At 62.3% G+C, this 20,308-nt stretch carries 26 protein-coding genes; 19 read left to right on the plus strand and 7 right to left on the minus strand.

Annotated features, from left to right (window positions below; genetic code table 11):
* Position 1 precedes the first annotated feature (1 nt).
* From K663_RS21875 to K663_RS21895, 5 genes are all read left to right on the plus strand, one after another.
* Positions 2–802, plus strand: a complete 801-nt coding sequence (locus K663_RS21875; RefSeq protein WP_218847786.1) for an alpha/beta fold hydrolase — start codon at positions 2–4, stop codon at positions 800–802.
* Complete coding sequence (locus tag K663_RS21880) at positions 799–1,515, plus strand: alpha/beta hydrolase (protein WP_007686010.1); 717 nt, start codon at positions 799–801, stop codon at positions 1,513–1,515. The genes K663_RS21875 and K663_RS21880 overlap by 4 nt, the downstream gene beginning before the upstream one ends.
* Positions 1,516–1,522: 7 nt before the next feature.
* Positions 1,523–2,155 (plus strand): YciI family protein, encoded by a 633-nt coding sequence (locus tag K663_RS21885; RefSeq protein ID WP_007686013.1) that lies wholly within the window; start codon positions 1,523–1,525, stop codon positions 2,153–2,155.
* A 59-nt stretch (positions 2,156–2,214) separates the two neighbouring features.
* A complete protein-coding gene (linD, locus tag K663_RS21890) occupies positions 2,215–3,255 on the plus strand; it encodes a 2,5-dichlorohydroquinone reductive dechlorinase (RefSeq protein WP_013035740.1) in 1,041 nt (346 codons plus the stop codon).
* A gap of 113 nt (positions 3,256–3,368) precedes the next feature.
* Complete coding sequence (locus K663_RS21895) at positions 3,369–4,334, plus strand: PDR/VanB family oxidoreductase (RefSeq protein WP_013041681.1); 966 nt, start codon at positions 3,369–3,371, stop codon at positions 4,332–4,334.
* A gap of 272 nt (positions 4,335–4,606) precedes the next feature.
* Here K663_RS21895 and K663_RS21900 read toward each other — a convergent pair whose 3' ends face one another.
* Together K663_RS21900 and K663_RS21905 are read right to left on the minus strand one after the other, a co-directional pair.
* On the minus strand, positions 4,607–4,876 hold the full coding sequence (locus tag K663_RS21900; RefSeq protein ID WP_145902396.1) for a hypothetical protein: 270 nt from the start codon (positions 4,874–4,876) through the stop codon (positions 4,607–4,609).
* Between the two features lie 41 nt (positions 4,877–4,917).
* Complete coding sequence (locus K663_RS21905; RefSeq protein ID WP_001389365.1) at positions 4,918–5,682, minus strand: IS6-like element IS6100 family transposase; 765 nt, start codon at positions 5,680–5,682, stop codon at positions 4,918–4,920.
* On the opposite strand from K663_RS21905, the gene K663_RS21910 reads away from it, so the two are divergent.
* A complete protein-coding gene (locus tag K663_RS21910) occupies positions 5,659–6,210 on the plus strand; it encodes a recombinase family protein (RefSeq protein WP_443019041.1) in 552 nt (183 codons plus the stop codon). The genes K663_RS21905 and K663_RS21910 overlap by 24 nt on opposite strands.
* On the plus strand, positions 6,207–7,328 hold the full coding sequence (locus K663_RS21915) for a hypothetical protein (RefSeq protein ID WP_020817427.1): 1,122 nt from the start codon (positions 6,207–6,209) through the stop codon (positions 7,326–7,328). The genes K663_RS21910 and K663_RS21915 overlap by 4 nt, the downstream gene beginning before the upstream one ends.
* Before the next feature lie 4 nt (positions 7,329–7,332).
* On the opposite strand, the gene K663_RS21920 is transcribed toward K663_RS21915, so the two are convergent.
* Genes K663_RS21920 through K663_RS21940 form a run of 5 tightly spaced genes read right to left on the minus strand, consistent with a single transcriptional unit; the run spans position 7,333 to position 11,385 of the window.
* On the minus strand, positions 7,333–8,490 hold the full coding sequence (locus K663_RS21920; RefSeq protein WP_062121849.1) for an FAD-dependent oxidoreductase: 1,158 nt from the start codon (positions 8,488–8,490) through the stop codon (positions 7,333–7,335).
* Positions 8,487–9,125, minus strand: coding sequence for a glutathione S-transferase N-terminal domain-containing protein (locus K663_RS21925; RefSeq protein WP_020820192.1), 639 nt, complete (start codon positions 9,123–9,125; stop codon positions 8,487–8,489). The genes K663_RS21920 and K663_RS21925 overlap by 4 nt, the downstream gene beginning before the upstream one ends.
* A gap of 6 nt (positions 9,126–9,131) precedes the next feature.
* A complete protein-coding gene (locus K663_RS21930; RefSeq protein ID WP_020820191.1) occupies positions 9,132–10,100 on the minus strand; it encodes a Bug family tripartite tricarboxylate transporter substrate binding protein in 969 nt (322 codons plus the stop codon).
* A gap of 41 nt (positions 10,101–10,141) precedes the next feature.
* Positions 10,142–10,756: a glutathione S-transferase family protein gene (locus tag K663_RS21935; RefSeq protein WP_020820190.1), complete on the minus strand. Its 615-nt coding sequence runs from the start codon at positions 10,754–10,756 to the stop codon at positions 10,142–10,144.
* Complete coding sequence (locus K663_RS21940; protein WP_020820189.1) at positions 10,753–11,385, minus strand: glutathione S-transferase family protein; 633 nt, start codon at positions 11,383–11,385, stop codon at positions 10,753–10,755. The genes K663_RS21935 and K663_RS21940 overlap by 4 nt, the downstream gene beginning before the upstream one ends.
* A 141-nt stretch (positions 11,386–11,526) precedes the next feature.
* On the opposite strand from K663_RS21940, the gene K663_RS21945 reads away from it, so the two are divergent.
* The 12 genes from K663_RS21945 to K663_RS22000 all read left to right on the plus strand — a co-directional run bounded on the left by K663_RS21945 (position 11,527) and on the right by K663_RS22000 (position 20,279).
* A complete protein-coding gene (locus tag K663_RS21945; RefSeq protein ID WP_020820188.1) occupies positions 11,527–12,084 on the plus strand; it encodes a MarR family winged helix-turn-helix transcriptional regulator in 558 nt (185 codons plus the stop codon).
* Positions 12,084–12,419, plus strand: coding sequence for a YciI family protein (locus K663_RS21950; protein WP_020820187.1), 336 nt, complete (start codon positions 12,084–12,086; stop codon positions 12,417–12,419). Before K663_RS21945 ends, K663_RS21950 begins: the two co-directional genes overlap by 1 nt.
* Before the next feature lie 11 nt (positions 12,420–12,430).
* Positions 12,431–13,504: a maleylacetate reductase gene (locus tag K663_RS21955; protein ID WP_020820186.1), complete on the plus strand. Its 1,074-nt coding sequence runs from the start codon at positions 12,431–12,433 to the stop codon at positions 13,502–13,504.
* 11 nt (positions 13,505–13,515) lie between these two features.
* A complete protein-coding gene (locus K663_RS21960; protein WP_157838174.1) occupies positions 13,516–14,655 on the plus strand; it encodes a muconate/chloromuconate family cycloisomerase in 1,140 nt (379 codons plus the stop codon).
* Entirely contained in the window at positions 14,652–15,353 is a 702-nt protein-coding gene (locus K663_RS21965; protein WP_020820184.1) for a dienelactone hydrolase family protein, read from the plus strand. The genes K663_RS21960 and K663_RS21965 overlap by 4 nt, the downstream gene beginning before the upstream one ends.
* Positions 15,353–16,051 carry a 3-oxoacid CoA-transferase subunit A gene (locus K663_RS21970; RefSeq protein ID WP_020820183.1) on the plus strand — a complete coding sequence of 233 codons (699 nt, stop codon included), beginning with the start codon at positions 15,353–15,355 and terminating at the stop codon, positions 16,049–16,051. Before K663_RS21965 ends, K663_RS21970 begins: the two co-directional genes overlap by 1 nt.
* Positions 16,052–16,055: 4 nt before the next feature.
* The gene (locus K663_RS21975) at positions 16,056–16,721 is read left to right on the plus strand and encodes a 3-oxoacid CoA-transferase subunit B (RefSeq protein WP_020820182.1); all 666 of its coding nucleotides are present in this window, start codon (positions 16,056–16,058) and stop codon (positions 16,719–16,721) included.
* Positions 16,718–16,960, plus strand: a complete 243-nt coding sequence (locus K663_RS21980; RefSeq protein WP_021225953.1) for a hypothetical protein — start codon at positions 16,718–16,720, stop codon at positions 16,958–16,960. The genes K663_RS21975 and K663_RS21980 overlap by 4 nt, the downstream gene beginning before the upstream one ends.
* Positions 16,961–17,121: 161 nt before the next feature.
* The gene (locus tag K663_RS21985) at positions 17,122–17,784 is read left to right on the plus strand and encodes a peroxiredoxin-like family protein (protein WP_013521175.1); all 663 of its coding nucleotides are present in this window, start codon (positions 17,122–17,124) and stop codon (positions 17,782–17,784) included.
* A complete protein-coding gene (locus tag K663_RS21990; RefSeq protein ID WP_013521174.1) occupies positions 17,781–18,770 on the plus strand; it encodes a DMT family transporter in 990 nt (329 codons plus the stop codon). Before K663_RS21985 ends, K663_RS21990 begins: the two co-directional genes overlap by 4 nt.
* Complete coding sequence (locus tag K663_RS21995; RefSeq protein ID WP_013521173.1) at positions 18,767–19,483, plus strand: glutathione S-transferase family protein; 717 nt, start codon at positions 18,767–18,769, stop codon at positions 19,481–19,483. Before K663_RS21990 ends, K663_RS21995 begins: the two co-directional genes overlap by 4 nt.
* Before the next feature lies 1 nt (position 19,484).
* Positions 19,485–20,279, plus strand: a complete 795-nt coding sequence (locus K663_RS22000) for an SDR family NAD(P)-dependent oxidoreductase (RefSeq protein WP_013521172.1) — start codon at positions 19,485–19,487, stop codon at positions 20,277–20,279.
* Positions 20,280–20,308 lie beyond the last annotated feature (29 nt).

Genomic DNA, 20,308 nt, shown 5'->3' on the forward strand with positions numbered 1-20,308 from the left:
AATGTGGCGACATCGGGCAGTCAATAGCCGAAATGGTGCGCGGATCGGTGTTCATACCACTGGCTTGCCGAGCGGTGAGCCGATCCTGCTCCTTTCTTCCCTGCTGGCCGACTGGCGGTCCTGGAATGACGTGGCCGGTCGTTTACCTTCAGGGGTATATGCGATCACGATGGACCTGCGGGGTCATGGAACGAGTTCGCCGAGTGCCGGCGACTACAGTCTAGCCGAACTGGCGGCCGACGTGCTTAATGTAATGGATAACCTCGCGTTTGCAAGAGTTCATCTTGTTGGCACGTCGGTCGGGTCGATGGTCGCGCAATATCTTGGCGCCACGGCGGGACACCGGCTTATCTCGCTGACACTCGTGGCAGCAGGTTCTCTCGTTCCAGAGCCAGCTTGGCCGATCTGGGACAAGCGGGTGGCCGCAGTGCGCAGCGGCGGGCTCATTACGCAGGTGCCGATCGTGTATCCGGCATGGTTTTCCGGAGCGGTCGACCAAGGTCTGCTGGATCTTGCTGAGTCGATGATCTTGGCCACGACAGTTGCCGGATTCACCGGCGCTGTCGCAGCGATCAAGGGCCATGACGCGAGAAGCCTTCTTCCGCAGGTCGAAACGCCAACGCTCGTCATAGCCGGTGCGAACGATGCCGCCGTGCCACCGGAGGCGGTCCGCGCGACCGCCGCTCTCATTCCAGGTGCCGCATTCGAAGTTGTGACGGGTGCCGCGCACCAGGTCGCGATGCAGCATCCTGTCGCCTTTGCGGACCGGCTATGCCGCCATATTGCTGGAGCGCCGCGATGACGTTTTCCCCTGAAGGACCCTATGGGACAATCGTGACCGGCCCGCCTGTCGAACAGGCAAATGCTGCGATCATTCTTCTGCACGGCCGTGGCCAGCGTGCGCAAGCGATGCTGGAACTTGCGAGACAGCTCGATCTGCCCTCTGTCGCCTGGCTTGCCCTGCAAGCGCCCGCCGGGGCGTGGTACTCGCCCAAATATGACGGGTTCGATCCAGACGGCGACAGGTCTGTGGCTGACGCCTGCACCGCCTTGGCTGAGATCTCCTCGCGGCTGGAAGCAGCCTGGGTCGCGCTAGACCGTCAGGGCATAGTCGGCTTCAGCCAGGGTGCCTGCCTCGCCAGTCACTTCATGTGGTGCGGCGCTGCGAAAATGGGGTTCCTGGGCTCGCTGACCGGAAGCCTCCCGGGTTTTGAGCTCCCAACCGCGCCAGTTGAGCCTCGGTTTACCGGTCTCAAGGCGATATTCACAGGTGGTCTGAACGACGATTGGGTCAAGGCAGAGCATGTGCGGGAGACAGCTGAGCGCTTTAGACTCTCTGGTGCTGATGTCGGCGAGTATATTCAACCGATCAAGGACCATGGAATTGGGGCGGACGAGATCGCGTTGTTGCGAGACACCCTGATCGCACGCTTCGAGCTGAACCCGCCGGTCCCTACGCGCGGGCCGCGACATCAGCCGCTCGTGCCGCAAAGCACGCCAAGTCTGACGGATTGAACGTCCCATGCTGTTCTCCGTCATAACCACCATCTCGCCTGAAAAGCTGGCAGAGCGCACAGCAGCCATACCGGCACACCGCGCCTATCTTGCGTCGCACACCGCAAGCATTTTGGCAGTGGGGACCACCTTCGCCGAAGGCGGCGATTTGGTCGGATCGACATATCTCGTTGATGTCGACGATTGGAACGCAGCCCGGGCCTTCATCGCCGAAGACCCCATGACCGTGTCCGGGGCACGTCAAAGCATCGACATTCTTGAATGGCGGATGGGCGGGTTCGATCGGCGATACCCCTGGCAAGGGGCGAACGTCGAGAGACAAGACGCAGCGCATCAAAGTCTGAATAAGGAAGGGGTGAGCGCTGCGCCCCAACCTTCGCTCCGCACACGCCATCTCAGAGTGTTGCTGCTGATCACCACGCTCGCGCCGCTAGTGGCCCTCGTCAACATTCTCTTGGGCGACACCATTGCCCATCTTCCCGTTTTGCTGCGCTCCTTCTTGGTCGTGGGGCTTGTCGTGCCCGCCGCGACCTATGTTGCACTGCCGCTGCTTACCGGCCTTGCGCGCTGCGTGGGGCAGGAGCGCCGGGAAAGTTCACCAGCCATCCGGCCGCCGGCGGAACACACTCATTCTACATGACGATTTAGCCCGCAAAAATCCCCGAACGTCTCAGTTCCAGGCAAAAGGATCATAAAAATATGAGCGCTGATACAGAAACCCTGGCGAGGAAAGTCCGTGAAGAGGTTATCAAGCCTGAGCAATCGACTCTGATTAGCCCGGATCGACAGTCACCGAGCCTCCTTCGCCGCGAAGCGACGGTCGAACCGCGGTTCGAACTGTTCCACTTCGTGTTCTCAGTCTGCTCGCAAAAGGTGCGCGGCACCCTAATGGAGAAGGGCGTGACCTTCGGCTCCAACGAGTTGACGATCCTTCCCCCGCAGAATGAGAATTATTGTCCGCAATATGTCCGGCTGCGGTTGCGATCGGAAGCCGCAGCCAAGCACCGTCCTGTCAGCTCGTTCACTGGGCAGTCGTCTGTTGATTCCGAAGGGTTCGACCCGCTCGTCGTACCGACCCTCGTCGACCATGAGACCGGCCGGATCCTCGCCGATTCCAAGGCAATCTGCCTCTACCTCTGCGACGCCTTGTCCGGCGGTACCGATCTTCTGCCCGCCGACATACGGGAGGCTGTGCTCAAGCAGGTCCAGCTCGCTGACACGACGCCCCATGTAGCCCTGCTCTACGGCGCCGATCCGGACGGTGATCGTCGGCCCGAAAGCATGCAGGCGGTCATGCCCGGCATCCACGCACACAAGATCGACGCCGTGCGCCGCAATATCCCGCTCGCGGACGGCGACCCGCTTCTCCTCGAAGCCTACCAACACAAGATTGTGAAGGAGGAAGCCGCCGCCTCGTTCGTCATCAACGAGCCGCAAATGCGGACCGCCATCTCGAAGGCGGAGCAGCTGGTTACCGATCTCGATCGCGACCTCGGGGCGTCCACCGGACCTTGGCTGTTCGGCGACCGCTTCACGCTCGCCGACCTGTTCTGGGCCGTCAGTCTCTACCGCTTCCTCTGGCTCGGCTATTCGGGTTTCTGGAAAGACGGTGCAGGCAAGCCCCGTGTCGAGGCCTATGCCAATCGGCTCTTCGCGCGGCCCTCCGTCAAGGATGCGATCATCCAGTGGCCCGGCCATCCGCCGAGCGAGAATGTCATCCATCTCCTGAGCAACGCCTAAAGGCAACCACCGCGCCGTCCGCAAGCGACGCGGTCCATGCCCTGAACGCGTCGTCCGGCAGGGCCGAGACCATTCAACAGCGCTCGAATCCAGGACGAGCATGGATTTCTTATATGGATCAAACACTTCTCGAAGTACGCGTAACAAAAAAGACCCTTGAGGCGGATGATATCGCGAGCTTCGAGCTGAAGAACTGCGACGGCTCATCGCTGCCCCATTTCAGCGCCGGCTCGCACGTCGACGTGAACATGGCCAACGGACTCGTGCGGCAATATTCGCTGTGCAACGTGCCCGGTGAGACGGACCGCTATCTCATCGCGGTACTCCGCGATCCAAACACCCGTGGTGGGTCGGCTTTCATGCATGATCGAGTACAGCAGGGCGACACCCTCACCATCAGCCAGCCGCGCAACTTGTTCGCGCTTGCGCGCGACGCGCGCCGAAGCATCTTGTTCGCCGGCGGCATAGGCGTCACGCCGATCCTCGCAATGGCCGAAAGACTGGCGCAAATCGATGCGCCGTTTGAACTCCATTATTGTGGGCGCTCAAGATCGCGGACGGCTTTCCTCGACCGGATTTCGTCCTCGCATTTCTCCAAACAGGCGCATTTTCATTTCGACGATGGGCCAGAGGAGCAACGCCTCGATGTGAACGCCATCTTGGCATCGCCCAGTGCCGATACCCATCTTTATGCGTGCGGTCCGTCGGGTTTCCTCGATTTCGTTTTGGGCGCTGCCAGTCAGCTCGGCTGGAGCGGTAGCTGCGTTCACCGGGAGTATTTTGCGGCCGCGGCGACCACGAGCGCCGAGGACCAAAGCTTTGAAGTCGAGCTCGCCAGCTCCGGCCAGACTTTTCACATACCGCCAGACAAGACGGTGCTTGAGATCCTTGCCGCGAACGGCATCGATATACCGGTGTCGTGCGAGCAAGGCATATGCGGGACGTGCGTCACACGCGTGCTGCGCGGCGAGCCGGACCACCGAGACCTCTTCATGACGGACCAGGAGCATGCCGCGAACGACCAGTTTACGCCATGCTGCTCGCGCGCGCGATCACTTCGGCTCGTTCTTGATCTTTAGCGGAGTGAAGGAACCTCGCGGGATGATGTTGCAGCGCTTGTTGCGATGGTCCGCAATGAGGTAGAAGAGAGAAAACGAAAAGGCAGGGCCATGGAGAGAGCAATCGAACCAGTCAAAAGGGGACATCCTCCGTTGCCGCTGCATGCGGCGAAGGTCTGAGCATGCTCGCGCCGCCCCCCGCGCCGTTGAGCCCTTTCACGCTCTGCGAGACCCACGGCATCTTTGAACTGCCGGGCTGCAGGGTGCGCCGCTCGAGCGCCGAACTGGAATGGTCAAGCCTCTTTCTCTCCGAGCAGGATGAAGCGCCGTTCAGTGCGGAGGTGAATGCGACCAATGATCATCTGATCGTCATGCATCTCAGCGATCCGGTGCGGGTCCAGCTCGAAGCCGACAACATGACGGCTTGCGCGGTCATTCCCCGCCGTAGCCTGTTCGTCTGGCCAGCCGGGCACGGGTTTCAGATCAGCGTCGATGCGCCGGTGGAAACTCTTCATCTCTATGTGCGGCGTTCGCTCGTCGAAGAGGTAGGGCTGCTGTTGCAAAGATTGGCGGCAGTCAGAGGTAGGCTGTCGCTCTGCGCCGATCAGGCGGCTGCTGCGAAATGGTGGTTGAGCATGCCCATGGCCTCCGTCAGCGCCGAGGGCCCAATGCCAAAAGCTCTCTCCACAAGGCGCACCTCGCCCCTGATGCCGGGCTGCAGGCACCAGGGGCGAGCCTGTCCTTTGCGCAGGGCTCGCATGACTTCGAATCCCTTGATCGTGGCATAGGCCGTGGGGATCGATTTGAAACCGCGCACCGGCTTGATCAGTATCTTGAGCTTTCCGTGATCGGCCTCGATCACGTTATTGAGATACTTCACCTGCCGGTGGGCCGTCTCCCGGTCCAGCTTTCCTTCGCGCTTCAATTCGGTGATCGCTGCACCATAGCTCGGCGCTTTGTCGGTATTGAGCGTGGCAGGCTTTTCCCAGTGCTTCAGGCCTCGCAGGGCCTTGCCCAGGAACCGCTTCGCTGCCTTGGCGCTGCGGGTCGGCGACAGGTAGAAATCGATCGTGTCGCCCCGCTTGTCGACTGCCCGGTACAGGTAGGTCCACTTGCCCCGCACCTTGACGTAGGTTTCATCCAGGCGCCAGCTCGGATCAAAGCCACGCCGCCAGAACCAGCGCAGCCGCTTCTCCATCTCCGGGGCGTAGCACTGGACCCAGCGATAGATCGTCGTATGGTCGACCGAAATGCCGCGTTCCGCCAGCATTTCCTCAAGGTCGCGATAGCTGATCGGATAGCGACAATACCAGCGCACCGCCCACAGGATCACATCACCCTGGAAATGGCGCCACTTGAAATCCGTCATCGTTCCGTCCGTCCAATCTCCGCCAAGCATGCTCAAGCTTCACGATTTTTGCAACAGAGCCGCCGTGATGACACGCTGGTCATATGGAAGCTCGACCGCCTCGGTCGCGACCTGCGCCACCTCGTTAACACAGTCGGCGACCTGACCAAGCGTGGCATCGGCCTCAAGGTGCTGGCCGGCGAAGGCGCGTCGATCGACACCACCACCGCCAACGGTCGGTTGATCTTTGCGATTTTTGCCGGCCTCGCCGAGTTTGAGCGCGAGTTGATCGTCGAGCGCACCCGCGCCGGTCTGGAATCGGCACGTGCGCGCGGCCGACATGGCGGTCGCCCGTTCAAGATGACGCCCGCCAAACTGCGGCTTGCCCAGGCGGCTATGGGCAAACCCGAAACCAAGGTCGCCGAGCTGTGCGCCGAGCTGGGCATCACGCGTCAGACGCTCTACCGGCATGTTACGCCGAACGGAGAGATCAGGACGGACGGACAGAAGCTTCTCGCTCGAAAAGCGCGCCCATCGATCAAGGCATGACGAATTTGAACAATCTCACGTTCGTATTCATCGGAGGGGAGCATCAGGTCCTGCATCTCGCGCCGGTCGCCGCAGAACTTAGCCTGAGCCATCCGGATATCACGGTCCGCTGCATCTGCGCCGACGACCGCACCGCCGCCGCCTTGCGCGCAGTGGCTGCGGCGATGAGAGCCAGCACGATGACCGTGACGCAGATCGCCTGGCCTTGGGCGGGCAGGATTGCAGCGCGCATAACGGGCAGCCGCTCGGCGGCGAAGGGGCCCCTGCTGGCGCGGATCCGATGGCAGGCCCGCAAGACCCAGGCCATCATCGTTCCCGAGCGCACCTCTGCGGCGTTGCGATGGCTCGGATGGAAGCGTCCGCTGGTACATTTCCGCCACGGCGCTGGCGACCGTGCACCATCCTCCGAAGCCAAGCAGAGAGCCTTCGATGCCATCTTCGTTCCCGGACAGAAAGACATCGAGCGTGCCGTCGCGCAAGGCCTCAGCCGTAAGCGGCTTTCGGCCGTGGGCTATATAAAGATCGACTATTTGCAGGCCTTGCCCACCGGACCGCGATTGTTCGACAACGATCGCCCGACCGTCTTCTACAACCCTCATTTTGATCCTGCGCTGTCCTCGATCGGGATCGCTCGCGATGTCATCGCCCGTTTCCGCCAACAGGAGCGGTACAACTTGGTCTTCGCCCCTCATGTCCGCGCGTTCGAAAACCTCGATCCGATCGCGCGAGCGCGGTGGCTGGAACTTGCCGTGCCAGAGCACATCGCGGTCGATCTGGATTCTCCCAAGCTGTTCGACATGAGCTATGCGCGGGCCGCCGACATCTATCTGGGCGACATGTCGAGCCAGCTTTACGAATTCCTCGCTAAGCCGCGGCCCGTCGCTTTCGTGAATGCGCATGGCGCTAACTGGCAGGACGATCCAAGGTACGCTGGTTGGCATCTGGGAGAGGTCGCATCAGGTGCTGACGATGTGCTTGCTGCAGTAGATCGAGCCTTCGAACGGCATCCCGACATGATCCAAAGACAGGCGAAAGCGACAGCGTTCGCGTTCGGCCGCTACGATGGCGCAATCAAACGGGCCTCATACCAACTGCTCCACACCCTGCAATCGCTCTGATCCCTTAGCGTACGTTTTCGAACATTCTCTCACCGGACCCCCGGTACACCGTGACCCTGCCAAATTTCTCGCGCGCCTGCGCCTCGCCAAACCCCACAGTTCCGATATTCGGATGCGTAAACACAGCGGTGGGAATATAGTCGTAGCTCATGAAGCGTTGTGCCGGTCCGAAGAGCCGGTCCACCAGCACCATCGCTTCGCCCAGCGCCACGGGTGTAAGTTGCACCCGCGCGGTTACGTCGCCCAGGGCGTACACCGAGTGAAGGCTGCTGCGGTAGCCCTCATCGACTAGGATCGCGCCGTCCCTACCCCGGGCGACCCCAAGTGCCTCCAGGCCCAAGCCGGTGACGTTAGGCACGCGGCCTGTAGCGAACAGCACGGTGTCGGCCCGCAGCCTACCTCCATCGGCAAGCGTGAGCTCCAGCCCGTCGGTCGTGCTGGAAATCGAGCTAAGCTGGGTGTCCCGCCGGACATTTATGCCGGCCTTGCTCATTTCTTGCGCGATGAACTCCCTGATCTCATCGTCGAAGCCGCGCAGCAACTGCGGTCCGCGGCACAGCTGCGTCACCCGCGCACCCAAGCCGTTGAAAATCGAAGCGAACTCGCAGGCGATATAGCCGCCACCCACCACCACCAAGCGTTTTGGGAACCGCGCGAGATCAAACATAGCGTCGGAGCTGACGGCGTATTCGCTGCCGGGAATATCGGGCACGCTGGGTGTGCCGCCCGTGGCGAGAAGAATGTGATGTGCAGTGAAGGTGCGGCGACCGCCCTGCGTCTGCACCTGGACCGCGTGCTCGTCCAGCAGCGATGCCCAGCCCTGCACGATCGTCACGCCCGCGCCTTCCAACAGGCCCTGGTAGACGCCGTTGAGACGCAGGACTTCAGCTGCGCGCCGAGCCTTCAGGCGCTCCCAGTCCAGCACCGGCGCGCCGGTAACCCAGCCAAAGCCACGCGCCTCCTCGAACGCATCGGCGTAGTGCGCAGCGTAGCTATAAAGCTTCTTCGGGATGCAGCCGACATTAACGCATGTGCCGCCTAGCGCAGCGGCTTCAGCCACGCACACGCGCACGCCGCGCTGCGCCGCCATGCGCGCGGCCCGGACACCGCCAGAGCCCGCTCCGATGACGAACAGGTCAAAGTCATAGACATCCTTCGTCACGGCTTGATGCGCTCCAGTGCCAACACGCCCTGGACCGCAGGACGCAACAGAACCTGCTGGGCGACCGCAGCGTATTTGGGGACGGCAGGCAACCGTTCTTTCAGCGGCACACGCAGGCTCCACAGGTAGAACACAGTGAGGTAACCGTCACAGACGGTGAAGTCATCGCCGATCAAAAAGTCCGATGCACCGATACGGTGGTCGGCCTCCTCCAGCGCTGCGCCGAGCGCGGCGATGCCATGCTCCCGCACACTATCTATAGCCTGTGGCGAATCGCCGGCAACGCGCTCAGCACGGAACATGTTGCGAAAGGCCGGATGCACAGTGCTGGACAAAAAGGCCAGCCATTCCATGGCCCTGGCGCGCGCCACCGTACCCGGCTCCGGCAGCAGTGCGCGTCCACGCGCGGAGTCGGCGATGTGCGTCAGAATCGCGGGCCCCTCGGTAATCACTTCACCCGTGGCCAGCAGGAGTGCGGGCACCTTGCCCCAGCGATTGATGCGCAGGTAGTCGGGCGTTCGGTTGTCACCGTTTTTGGTGTTGATTTCCGTTAATCGGTATGCCAGCCCCGATTCCGCCAGCGCGATGTGCGATGCAAGCGAGCAGGCGCCCGGGCTGTAGTAAAGGGTGTGCATGGGAGCCTAGTCGGGCTGCGCGCCTGAGCGGCGTACAGCGTCGCCCCACTTCGCACGCTCCTGCTTGACGTAGGCGCCGAAGGTGGCGGCGTTCATCCATGTGATCTCGTTGCCCGAAGTTCTGGCGAACTCTTTGGCCCTGGGCGAATTGATCGCGCGCTCAAGCTCTGTCTCCAGCACGCGTGCGATGGCATCGGGCGTGCGCTTGGGCACCACATAGCCGTACCAAGCAGTCGCCTCGAAGCCGGTCAAGCCGGACTCGCTGACAGTGGGGATGTCCTGCGCGCTGGACAGGCGCCTGGTCGAGGTCACGGCTAGGGCCTTGAGACGTCCCGCGCGCACCAGCGGTAGCGTGGCGGTCGGGGTGACCAGCGCCAGCTGGATATGTTCGCCGGCAACCATAGTCAGCGGATCCTTGGCGGCGATGTGCAGCAGGTCGATGCCCGCCTGCGCGTTGATCATCGCGCCAGCTAGGTGCCCGGTGCTGCCGGCTGCGTAGGAGCCGAAGGACAGGTGGCCAGGATTCTTTCGCGCGTAGGCCAGCATGCCTGCGAAATCTTTGAATGGCACCGCATTGTTGGCCACGATCAGATTGGGCGCGGACATAGCCAAACCCAGCGGCCTGAAGTCTGCATCGGCATCGAAGCCCACGGCCGCCTTGCTGTATAGCGTCTGGTTGATCGCGAAGTTGGGTGTTGCGGCCATTAGGATCGTGTAGCCGTCGGCCGGGCTGCGCGCGGCTGCTTGACTGCCGACGTTGCCGCCCGCGCCAGGGCGGTTTTCCACGATGAAAGGCTGCTTGAGGCTTCCGGACATGCTGTCGGCCAGCAGGCGCGAGATCGTGTCGCCGGCGGTTCCCGTGGCGAAGGGCACGATGATGCGCACCGGCTTGTCCGGATAGGTTTGCGCGGCTGCGAGTTGCGCCGAGGCTAGGAACGCGGTGATCAGCAGCAGGTGGATTCGATTAGTTTTCATGTGATGGGATCAGAAGTGTTGAACGTGAGTTGGGCGCAAGTTCACGAGAGGCCCACCATGACTTGTTCGCGGAAAGCCGGCCTGGCCCTGGCGGCCTCGTACCAGCGAGCGAGCGCAGGAAGGTCCTCACGTTCGATAGGCAGCTCGAACCAGCGGTACACCGAAGGCCCAATGCAGATGTCTGCCAGCGTGAATTCATCGCCTGCCAGGTACTGCCTTTGCGCGAGAGCCGATTCAATGATCCGCATCGCGGTCGCAGACGTGGTCCGGTGGCGCGCAATCAGCTCTGACTGGTGCTGCTCCTTAGGTGTGCGCACGATCGACTGGAACAGCGGGACCATGCCGGCCACCAGGGTTGTCAGCTGCCAGTCCATCCAGCGCTCGACCTCAGATCTCTGCGCGGCACCGGCGGGATACAGGCTCGTGGGATGCGTATTGCACAGATATCTCAGGATGGTGTTGGATTCCCAGACAACCACGCCATCATCCAGCAGGGTCGGCACTACGCCGTTGGGATTGAGCCGCAGATAAGCGTCTTCCTTGTTGCCTCCAAACTTGCCGCCTACGTCGGTGCGCTCCACGGCAATGCCGAGTTCCGCTGCGCACCACATCACCTTCTGCACATTGTGCGAACTCAACCGGCCGAGAACTTTCATGCGGGCCTCCTGGTGTGGGGAATGCTCATGCCGCGCTGCACGGCAGGCCGTGCGCCCACCTCGTCGAACCAGCGCTTAACGCTGGGCAGACTGTCCCATGAGATGTCGTGCAGTTCGAAGCGGTCCACCCAGGGATAGATGGCGATGTCGGCAATGCCGTATTCGCTGCCCGCCAGGTAGCGGTGGGTCCGCAGCTGCCCCTCTAGCACTCGGTAGAGGCGATGCGTCTCATTCGAGAAGCGCTTGAGAGGATAAGCTTCACCCGATGCAAAGCGGCGGAAGTGATGGGTCTGGCCGAACATGGGACCGACCCCACCCATCTGGAACATAAGCCACTGCAGTGCCAGGTAGCGATCCTGGGCACTGGCAGGGAGCAGCTTGCCAGTCTTCTCCGCCAAGTAGATCAGGATCGCGCCCGACTCGAACAGCACCAGCGGCCGCCCGCCGGGGCCCTGACTGTCCTCGATCACGGGAATCTTGTTGTTGGGATTGAGCTGCAGGAATGCGGGTGAAAGCTGCTCGTCCTTTGACAGGTCCACCGGCACGACTTCGTACTCCAGCCCCAGCTCTTCCAGCGCGATCGATACCTTTCGCCCGTTGGGCGTTGTCCATGTGTGCAGTTTGATCATAGTTTTAGACAGAATGTCTGGCTATATTAGACAGTCTTTTTGTCTTTGTGAATTGGTATTTCGTCAGTAATAACCCGAATAATGAACTTGACATCACTTCTTTTAGGCAGATAATATGTCCATATTGATTCACGGAAAATTATGAAAAAGTCCACCGAAACCTATTCGCCCTGGAAGCCCGCCAAACCAGATGCCACCATGGGCGCCTTGGCCGGCACGCTTGGCACTTTGCTACGCACGCCGTTCGAAGCACTGGCAGCGCGCGTCTACACGGCGCTGGCCGTCAGCTATCCCGACGTTCGTGAAGCGCATGGCGCTGTGTTCAGGCACCTGCCGCTGGCCGGCGCCTCCGTGTCTGATCTGGCCCGGCGCGCTGGCATGGCCAAGCAAAGCATGGGCTTCTTGGTCGATTCGCTGCTGGGAGCCGGCTACCTGGAAGCCGCGCAGAGCGCGACGGACCGGCGGGCCAAGCTAGTGCGCCTGTCCGCCCGCGGCATGCAGATGCAGTCGCGCGCGATAGAGATCGGCTTGGCGATCGAGGCCGAATGGGCCCAGAGCATGGGAGAAGTCGAAATGGGCGCGCTGCGCGCCCTGCTCAAGGTGCTGGCCGAGTCGATCCCCGAATCCACGACGGCGGGCAATGTGCCCGCAGAAACATCCACCCTCAGCAAGACACGCAAGAAGAAGGAGACTGTCTAATGTACGTAGCGATTTTTTTCCAAGATCTGCCTGGCACCGCCGCCAGGCGCCAGGCCGTGGTGTCTGAGCACCGCAAATACATGGAGGCGCGCTCCTCCCAAGTGCTGGCTGCCGGCGCGACATTTACCGACGACGGCAAGGCTGTCAAGGGCGGCAGCTATGTGATCTCAGTCGCCAGCATGGAGGAAGCTCGTGCCTTCGTAGACAACGACCCCTTCACCAAGGCGGGACTGCGTGCCTTTGTCACCATTCAGCCCTGGATCAAGGCTGTGTTCGACGGTCAGTTCAACATCCCGACGGACGACAGCCCGCTCTACGCGAGCTCGGTGGCCTGAAAGCTGCAACCATGCTGAACTTCACCTACCAAAGCCTCCCGTCGCGCGTGCGCTTTGGCCGCGGGACTATCTCGGAATTGGGCAGCGAGCTGGACAAGCTGGGTTGCCGCCGAGCGATGGTTGTTGCCAGCGCGCCCCAGGCCGCCCACGCGCAACTCCTGCGCGAGCAGCTGGGCGGCGCTTGCGCCGGCGCTTTCACGCGCGCGGCCATGCACACGCCCACCGAGCTCACGCAGGAAGCGCTGACGGAGGTTGCTAGGCTGGGCGTGGACGGAATCGTCGCAATTGGGGGCGGTTCGGCCATCGGCCTGTCCAAGGCCATCGCGCTGCATACTGACCTGCCCCAACTGGTAATTCCCACCACCTACGCAGGCTCGGAGATGACGCCCATACTCGGGCAGACCGAAAGCGGCATAAAAACGACGCAGCGCAGCCCCAGGGTCCTGCCCGAAACCGTCATCTACGACGTCGAACTGACTTACTCGCTGCCACTGGCCATGTCGGTCGCCAGCGGCATTAATGCCATGGCACATGCCGTGGAGGCGCTTTATGCCAGCGACACCAACCCGGTGGTCGCCCAGATGGCTGAAGCCGGTATCGCCGCTCTATATCGCAGCCTGCCGGCGCTGCGCACAGGCGCGGCCGATCCTGAAGTGCGCGGTCAGGCACTGTACGGCTCCTGGATGAGCGCCATGTGCCTTGCGTCCACCTCCATGGGCTTGCATCACAAACTGTGTCACACGCTCGGCGGCGCGCTTAACCTGCCACACGCCGAGACGCACACCATCGTGCTGCCGCACGCAATCGCCTACAACGCGCCCAGTGTGCGCGATGCTGTGGATGTCATCAAGCGCGCCATGGGCGGCGGTGGCATTGCTGGACGCATCCACGATATCGCCAGCAGCTGTGATGTGCCGGTTGCGCTGCGCGACATCGGCATGCGGGAATCAGACATCGACAAGGTTACCGATCTGGTCATGTCCAAGCCCTATGCCAACCCTCGCCCTCTAGACGCAGGCCTCATCCGCAGGTTGCTGACCAATGCATGGTCAGGCCTGCGCCCAGACCACTCTACCTACCTGTGATGAATTCTCGCGTGCCGCAGAACGAAACTATTGAGGCCATCGAAACACGCATCGTCGATGTCCCGCTGAAAAAGACCCACAATCACTCCAATGCCTCGCATGCTCAGCAGTCGCTAGTGTTCCTGACGCTGCGCACTTCGGGCGGCGCAGTCGCACACGGAGAAGGTGGCACGCCCGCAGGCACCGCCTTCTGGGGCGGCGAATCCTGCGAAACAATCAAGTGTGTGATCGACCGCTACTTGGCGCCGGCGCTGCGGGGTGTAAACGTGTTCGCCCATGAGCAGGTGCTCAAGACCATGGACCGGGCGGCGGCCGGCAACCACTTCGCCAAGGCGGCCGTAGACGTGGCCGTGCACGACGCCGTGGGGCGCCTGCTGGGGATTCCCGTCAGCGCGCTTTACGGCGGCCAGGTGCGCGGTTCCATGCCCGTGCTGTGGGCATTGGTCTCGGGCGACGCGGCCGCAGACATCGACGATGCGGCCCGCATGCTGCAGGAGCGCCGCCATAAGACGTTCAAGATCAAGATGGGGTTCGAAGGTCCTGAGACTGAATCTCGTAGAGTCATGCGTACTGCGCGGGCGATCCATGATATCGCTGCGCACGCGGTTGTGACGGTCGACCTGAACCAAGCTTGGGATATAGCGACATGCGCGCGCTACCTGCCGCAGTTCGAAGACGCAGGCATCGCCATGGTCGAGCAGCCGCTGCCTCACTGGAACCGTGACGGCATGGCGGCGCTGTCGTTGCGCCTACGGATGGCGGTGGTGGCCGATGAAGGTTTGTGGGATTTCCACGATGCATACGCCTCCTTCAAGTCGGGCGCCACCGGACTGTACGGAGTGAAGATCGGCAAGGGCGGCGGCATTCGTCGCGCCTACAAGGCTGCTGCGGTGGCCGAGGCCGCCGGCATTCCCATCTATGGCGGTATGGCGCTGGAAAGTTCCCTAGGCACGGCCGCCGCCCTGCAACTGTTCAGCGCGCTGCCGGCGCTAGACTGGGACTGCGAACTCATCGGCCCGCTCCTGCTGGCCGATGACCTGGCCACTGAGCCCACACGATACCGCGACTTTGAGGTTGTGGTACCGGGCGGCATCGGCCTGGGCGTACAGCCCGACCACGACAAGATCAATTTCTACACCCGCAAGACATGACTAATTTCAATTATTCCATCGACACCTCGCACGGCCCCATGGATGGCTACATCACTGCGCAGCCTGGTCAGGCCCGGCCCGGCATCGTGCTGCTGCCTGAGATTTTCGGCATCAACGGCGCGATGCGCCTGGCGGCAGACCAGTTCTCGCAGGCAGGGTTCGCGGTGCTGGCACCCGACCTATTCAGCCAAGTAGAGTCGCGCGTTGAGCTGGGCTACACGGAAGCGGACCGCGAACGCGCGATCGCCATCTGGCAAAAGATGGACGACTCTGTGGCGCTGGCGGACAGCCGCGCTGCCATCAATGCACTGGCGGCTGATCCACGCTGCAACGGAGAAATTAGCGTATTAGGTTTTTGCCTAGGAGGCAAATACGCGTTACTGTTGGCGGCCCAAGGCGGCATCCTCGCGAGCGTGTCCTTTTATCCGGTGCGTGTTAACGACTACCAAGAACAACTGATTACGCTAAAGTGTCCCACGCAGGTCCACGTTGGCGACGACGACGCGCACATACCGCCTCCAGTGCTCGATGTCCTTACAAGCGCGCTCTCGAGCAGCGAGACCAACGAGCTGCATCTGTATGCGGGAGCCGGGCACGGCTTTTTCAACTCGGTTCGCTCCTTCGGCTACTCGCCGCGCGCCGCGGAATCGGCGTTTACGCGCGCCGTCGCCTTTCTGAATCGGCACCAAGGTACTTGATGGCCGGCAAGATCGCAAGTACGGTGGCCGAGGCGATCGGCCCCGTAGCCGACGCATCGGTCGTGATGGTCGGCGGTTTCGGCACCGCCGGCATCCCCAATGAACTGATAGGAGGACTGATCGCCACCGGTGCTAGGGAATTAGTGGTTGTCAATAACAACGCTGGCAATGGTGACAGCGGCTTGGCCGCGCTGCTCAAGGCCGGCCGCGTGCGCAAGATAATCTGCAGCTTCCCGCGGCAAGCCGACAGCCAAATCTTCGATGCGCTGTACCGGCAGCGCCGCATCGAGCTGGAGCTGGTGCCGCAAGGCAATCTAGTCGAACGCATACGCGCCGCAGGCGCCGGCATAGGCGGCTTCTTCACGCCGGTGGGCTACGGCACGAAGCTCGCGCAGGGCAAAGAGACGCGCGAGATCGCGGGAAGGATGTACGTGCTGGAGTTGCCCATCCACGCGGACCTGGCGCTCATCAAGGCCGAACGCGGCGACGCCTGGGGCAACCTCACCTACCGGAAAGCCGCCAGGAACTTCGGTCCCATCATGGCGACGGCGGCCCGGCGCACCGTCGCCTCGGTCCATGAGGTGCTGGCGGCTGGTGACATGGACCCGGAGACCGTGGTCACGCCTGGCATCTTCGTCAAGTCACTGGTGCAGGTGCCGCGCGCGGCCACCGGCGCCGGCGGATTCAAGGGGGCATGAGGCAATGAACTACCGAAGCCGTGACAAGGCTGAACTGGCGTCCCTAATCGCCCGCGACATTCCGGACAATTCCTATGTGAACCTGGGCATCGGCATGCCCACGCTGATTGCCAACTACCTGCCGGAGGGCGCTGGTATCGTGCTGCACAGCGAGAACGGCATACTGGGCATGGGACCAGCCCCAGAATCGGGCGAGGAAGACTACGACCTCATAAACGCTGGCAAGCAACCAGTCACACTTCTAGCTGGAGGCTCTTACTTCCACCACGCAGACAGCTTTGCCATGATGCGCGGCGGCCATCTCGACATTTGCGTGCTGGGCGCATTTCAGGTCAGCCAATTCGGCGACCTTGCGAACTGGCACACCGGCAATCCGGAGGACATCCCTGCCGTGGGGGGCGCCATGGACCTTGCTACGGGCGCTAGGCAAACGTGGGTGATGATGGATCTGCTGACCCGGTCGGGGCAGAGCAAACTAGTCAAGGCATGCACTTATCCGCTCACGGGCTTGGCCTGTGTCGGTCGCGTCTACACGGACTTGGCCACCTTCACCCGCACACCCTACGGCATGACCGCAAGCGACATCGTCGAAGGTTTGAGCCTGCACGCTTTGTGCGACATGACCGGCCTTGAGCTGCTGGATGGAAATGCCGGGGGGAGCAGAGATTGAAGTGGCTGGCCGCAAAATGGCGTCGAGGCGCGGACATCGTCCCCTTTAGCCTGTTCGGTTGTCTACTGACCTCAACGGCCGGAGCGGTGACCAACGGACTGTTGGAAGGCAGCAGCGCGGGGTCCATCGCGCACCGGCTGGCCTGCGGCTATGCAGGTGCCTGTGTGATGGTGATTGCTCTCTTTCCCTTTCTTGCCACCATGCGCAAATCGCGCGCCGCGCGAAGCAGTGACACCTGAAAAGCGCATGAAGAGTCCGGCAATTTCAGTCACGACTATGCCTGATGCGACCTGCATTCAGGCAAAACGCTTGACACAAGCCATTTTTTATCGACTGATATAAAATAACGGGAGTCCGCTGCGATCCCCGCCGCGACTGCCTTGCTCGAAGGGAGATCCAAGTGGCCGTTATTGATCTTGATCGACAACTGCAAGAATTGCGAAAGGAGTTCGCCCGCACCGCTCCAGCCGGCCGGGTCGCGCTCTATGAGTCCAGGATCGAGGAACTGCGATCGACCTTTGCGAGGCACGCTGCGCTGAAGGAGGGAGACAGGGCCCCCGACTTTTCGTTGCCGGACGCCCAAGGCGGCACGGTGTCGCTGTCCGCTGCTCTCAAGCAAGGTCCTGTGGTGGTGACCTTCTATCGAGGTGGCTGGTGTCCGTACTGCAACCTCCAACTGCGGTCCTACCAGGCCTTGCTGCCCGAGTTGGCATCCTTTGGCGCAAGCATGCTGGCCATCTCACCTCAGCTTCCGGACGCATCACTGTCAACCGCGGAGCGCGAGGCGTTGACGTTTAACGTCCTGAGCGATCTGGGCAATGACGTGGCTCGCCAATTCGGGCTGGTCTATCCATTGCCGCAGGAACTGCGCGATGCCTTGAGTTCCAGCAACAAGGCGCTGCCGAGCATAAATGGGGACGCCAGTTGGGAGCTGCCCGTTCCCGCCACCTATGTGATCACGCCGAACCAGAGGATCTCGCTGGCTTTCATCGAGGTCGATTACCGGCAGCGATTGGCCCCGCAGCGACTTCTTGCGGCGCTGCAAGAGCAGGCGGTTACGTGACGCAGGCCGTCGACTTGGTGCAAGAAGCGGTAGTCGGACCGGCTGCCGCGTCGTGGCCTCAGAGATCATCCCGGAACGTCTTGCGCGGATTCTGCTGGGCCGGGCTCAGCGTCACGATCTTTGCGGGCTGGTTCGTCGTGACGCGCTTCAGTGTCACGCGCGAACTTCGCCTGTGGGATGTGACCGCGCTGCGGTTCGGCATCGGTGCCGTCATTCTTCTTCCAGTGCTGTTGCGGGGAAAGAGACGCCTATCAGCCAAGGAATGGCGTGAGGGGCTGGTCTATGCCTGCCTTTGGGGGTTGCCCTTCGTCCTGGCGGTCGCGCTCGGCCTGCAGCTCACGTCGGCCGGCCGCGCGGCAGCGATAGCGCCGACCCTGATGCCGGTATTCGCCGGCGCCTTCGCGTGGATTTTCCTGAAAGAGAAACAGGGCCGCGCGCGCTGGTGTGGCTACCTCGCCATCATCATCGGACTGGTGTTCATGGTTGCAGGCGGTGTTTCCGCTCACGGTGGCATGAACCCGATGGGCCTCATCGCCCTGATGACTGCCGCTGCCATGTGGGCCGTCTACACGCTGCTTTTTCGGCGCAGCGCCCTGACACCTGTGCAGGCCGCAGCCCTGATCTGCTTCTGGTCGGCCATCCTCTTCCTGCCGATCTATATTTTTGGCGGGCTCAGTCGCCTCGCCATGGCCTCACCCAGCGAGATCGGCTTGCAGGCCGTCTATCAGGGCGTCCTGATGAGCGGCGTTGCGATCGTTTCCTTCAATCGCTCTGTCGCGCTTCTGGGCCCATCTGCGGCCACAGCCATCATCGCCCTGATTCCGGTCGTTGCTTCGCTGGCCGCCATTCCCGTACTTGGAGAGCTGCCGTCTGGTGGAGAGTGCGTTGCACTTGCCGTCGTTGTTGGCGGCGTGCTCTTGGCAGCACGTCCTGCCCGTAAAGCAGCGAAGCCATCGATTTCCGCAACCACGAGGCATACACCATGATCCGGTTCTACTTTCATCCGACCCCCAACCCCGCAAAGATCGCGCTCTTTCTGGAGGAGACCGGTCTGGCCTACGAAGCCTTGCCGGTCGACACAAGCAAGGGCGAGCAGCATGCGCCCGCCTTTCGTGCGATCAATCCGAACGGCAAGGTACCGGCCATCGTCGATACCGAGGGGCCGGGCGGCAACGAAGTCAGGGTCTTCGACTCGACCGCCATCCTGATCTATCTGGCGGAAAAGACCGGCCAGCTTCTGGGCACGTCCGAGGATCGGCCGGAGTTGCTGTCCTGGCTGCTCTTCATCGCCTCGGGATTGGGGCCGTTCTCCGGGCAGGCGGTGCACTTCCAGTTCGCCGCGCCCGAGGGCTTGGACTACGCGGCCAATCGTTACCGCCGCGAGGCGGAGCGGCACTATCAGGTTCTCAACGATCACCTGTCCGGACGCGAGTTCATCGTCGGCAGCGGTTTCACGATCGCCGACATCTCCGCCTGGGGCTGGCTCGATCGCGCTTCCCGCGTGCGCAAGGGCGCCGAGGATCCTCTGGGGCCCTTTCCCGAACTGAAGCGGTGGTTCGCAGGCGTGGATGCGCGTCCGGCGGTCGCTCGCGCCCGGGCGCTCGCCAAGAGCCATGCGTTCAAGGCGATCAACGACGAGGAGACCAAGCGTGCGCTCTTCCCGTCGAACTATCCCCCTGCATCGGCGCAAGGAGTTTGAAATGGAACTGAAGAACAAGCGGGTCCTCGTCACGGGCGGATCGAGCGGGATCGGCCTCGCGCTGGCCCATGCGCTGATCGCGCGAGGCGCCAGGGTGGTCATCACCGGAAGGCGCAGAAGCGTCCTGGACGATGCACTGCGCAGCCTTGACTCGGCGACGGGCGTCTGCGCTGACGTGGGAAGTCCCGAGGGACGCGCGGCCACGCTGGACCAGGCGATACAGACGCTGGGCGGACTCGACATCCTCGTCAACAACGCCGGCGGCGTGCGGGCTGGCCGGCTGGAGAACACCACGGAAGCCGATATCGAGCAGATGGTGATCGTCGACTTGCTCGCGCCAGTCTTGTTGACCCGCGCGGCGCTCCCCGCTCTGCGGGCCAGCGGAGATGCCATGGTGGTGAATGTCGCCTCCGGCATTGCCCTGGTCGGCGCACCCTTCTATGCAACGTATGCCGCGGTGAAAGCAGGTCTGGCTCGCTTTGGCGAGGCGCTCAGGCGCGAGCTCAAGGGCGAAGGCATTCATGTGTTGACGGCCTATCCTGGAGGCACGGACACGCCGATGATGAAGTCGAATCGCGCTGGTCCCGAACTGGGGTTTTCGCGCGAGCCTGCTTCTGCGGTGGCCGATGCCATCGTCGCCGGGATCGAGGCGAACGCTTTCGAGGTCATCCGGGGCGGGGAGGCGAGAGCCCAGATGATTGCGCTCAACCGTAACGATCCGGTAGCGGTCGATGCGAGATTCCTGACGCTCAAGAGCGCGCTGGAAGAGGCGGTCAAGGACCACAGCGCATTGTGACGACGCGGCATCAAGCACCGCATCCACTC

Source organism: Sphingobium sp. MI1205 (genome assembly GCF_001563285.1).
GTDB lineage: Bacteria > Pseudomonadota > Alphaproteobacteria > Sphingomonadales > Sphingomonadaceae > Sphingobium.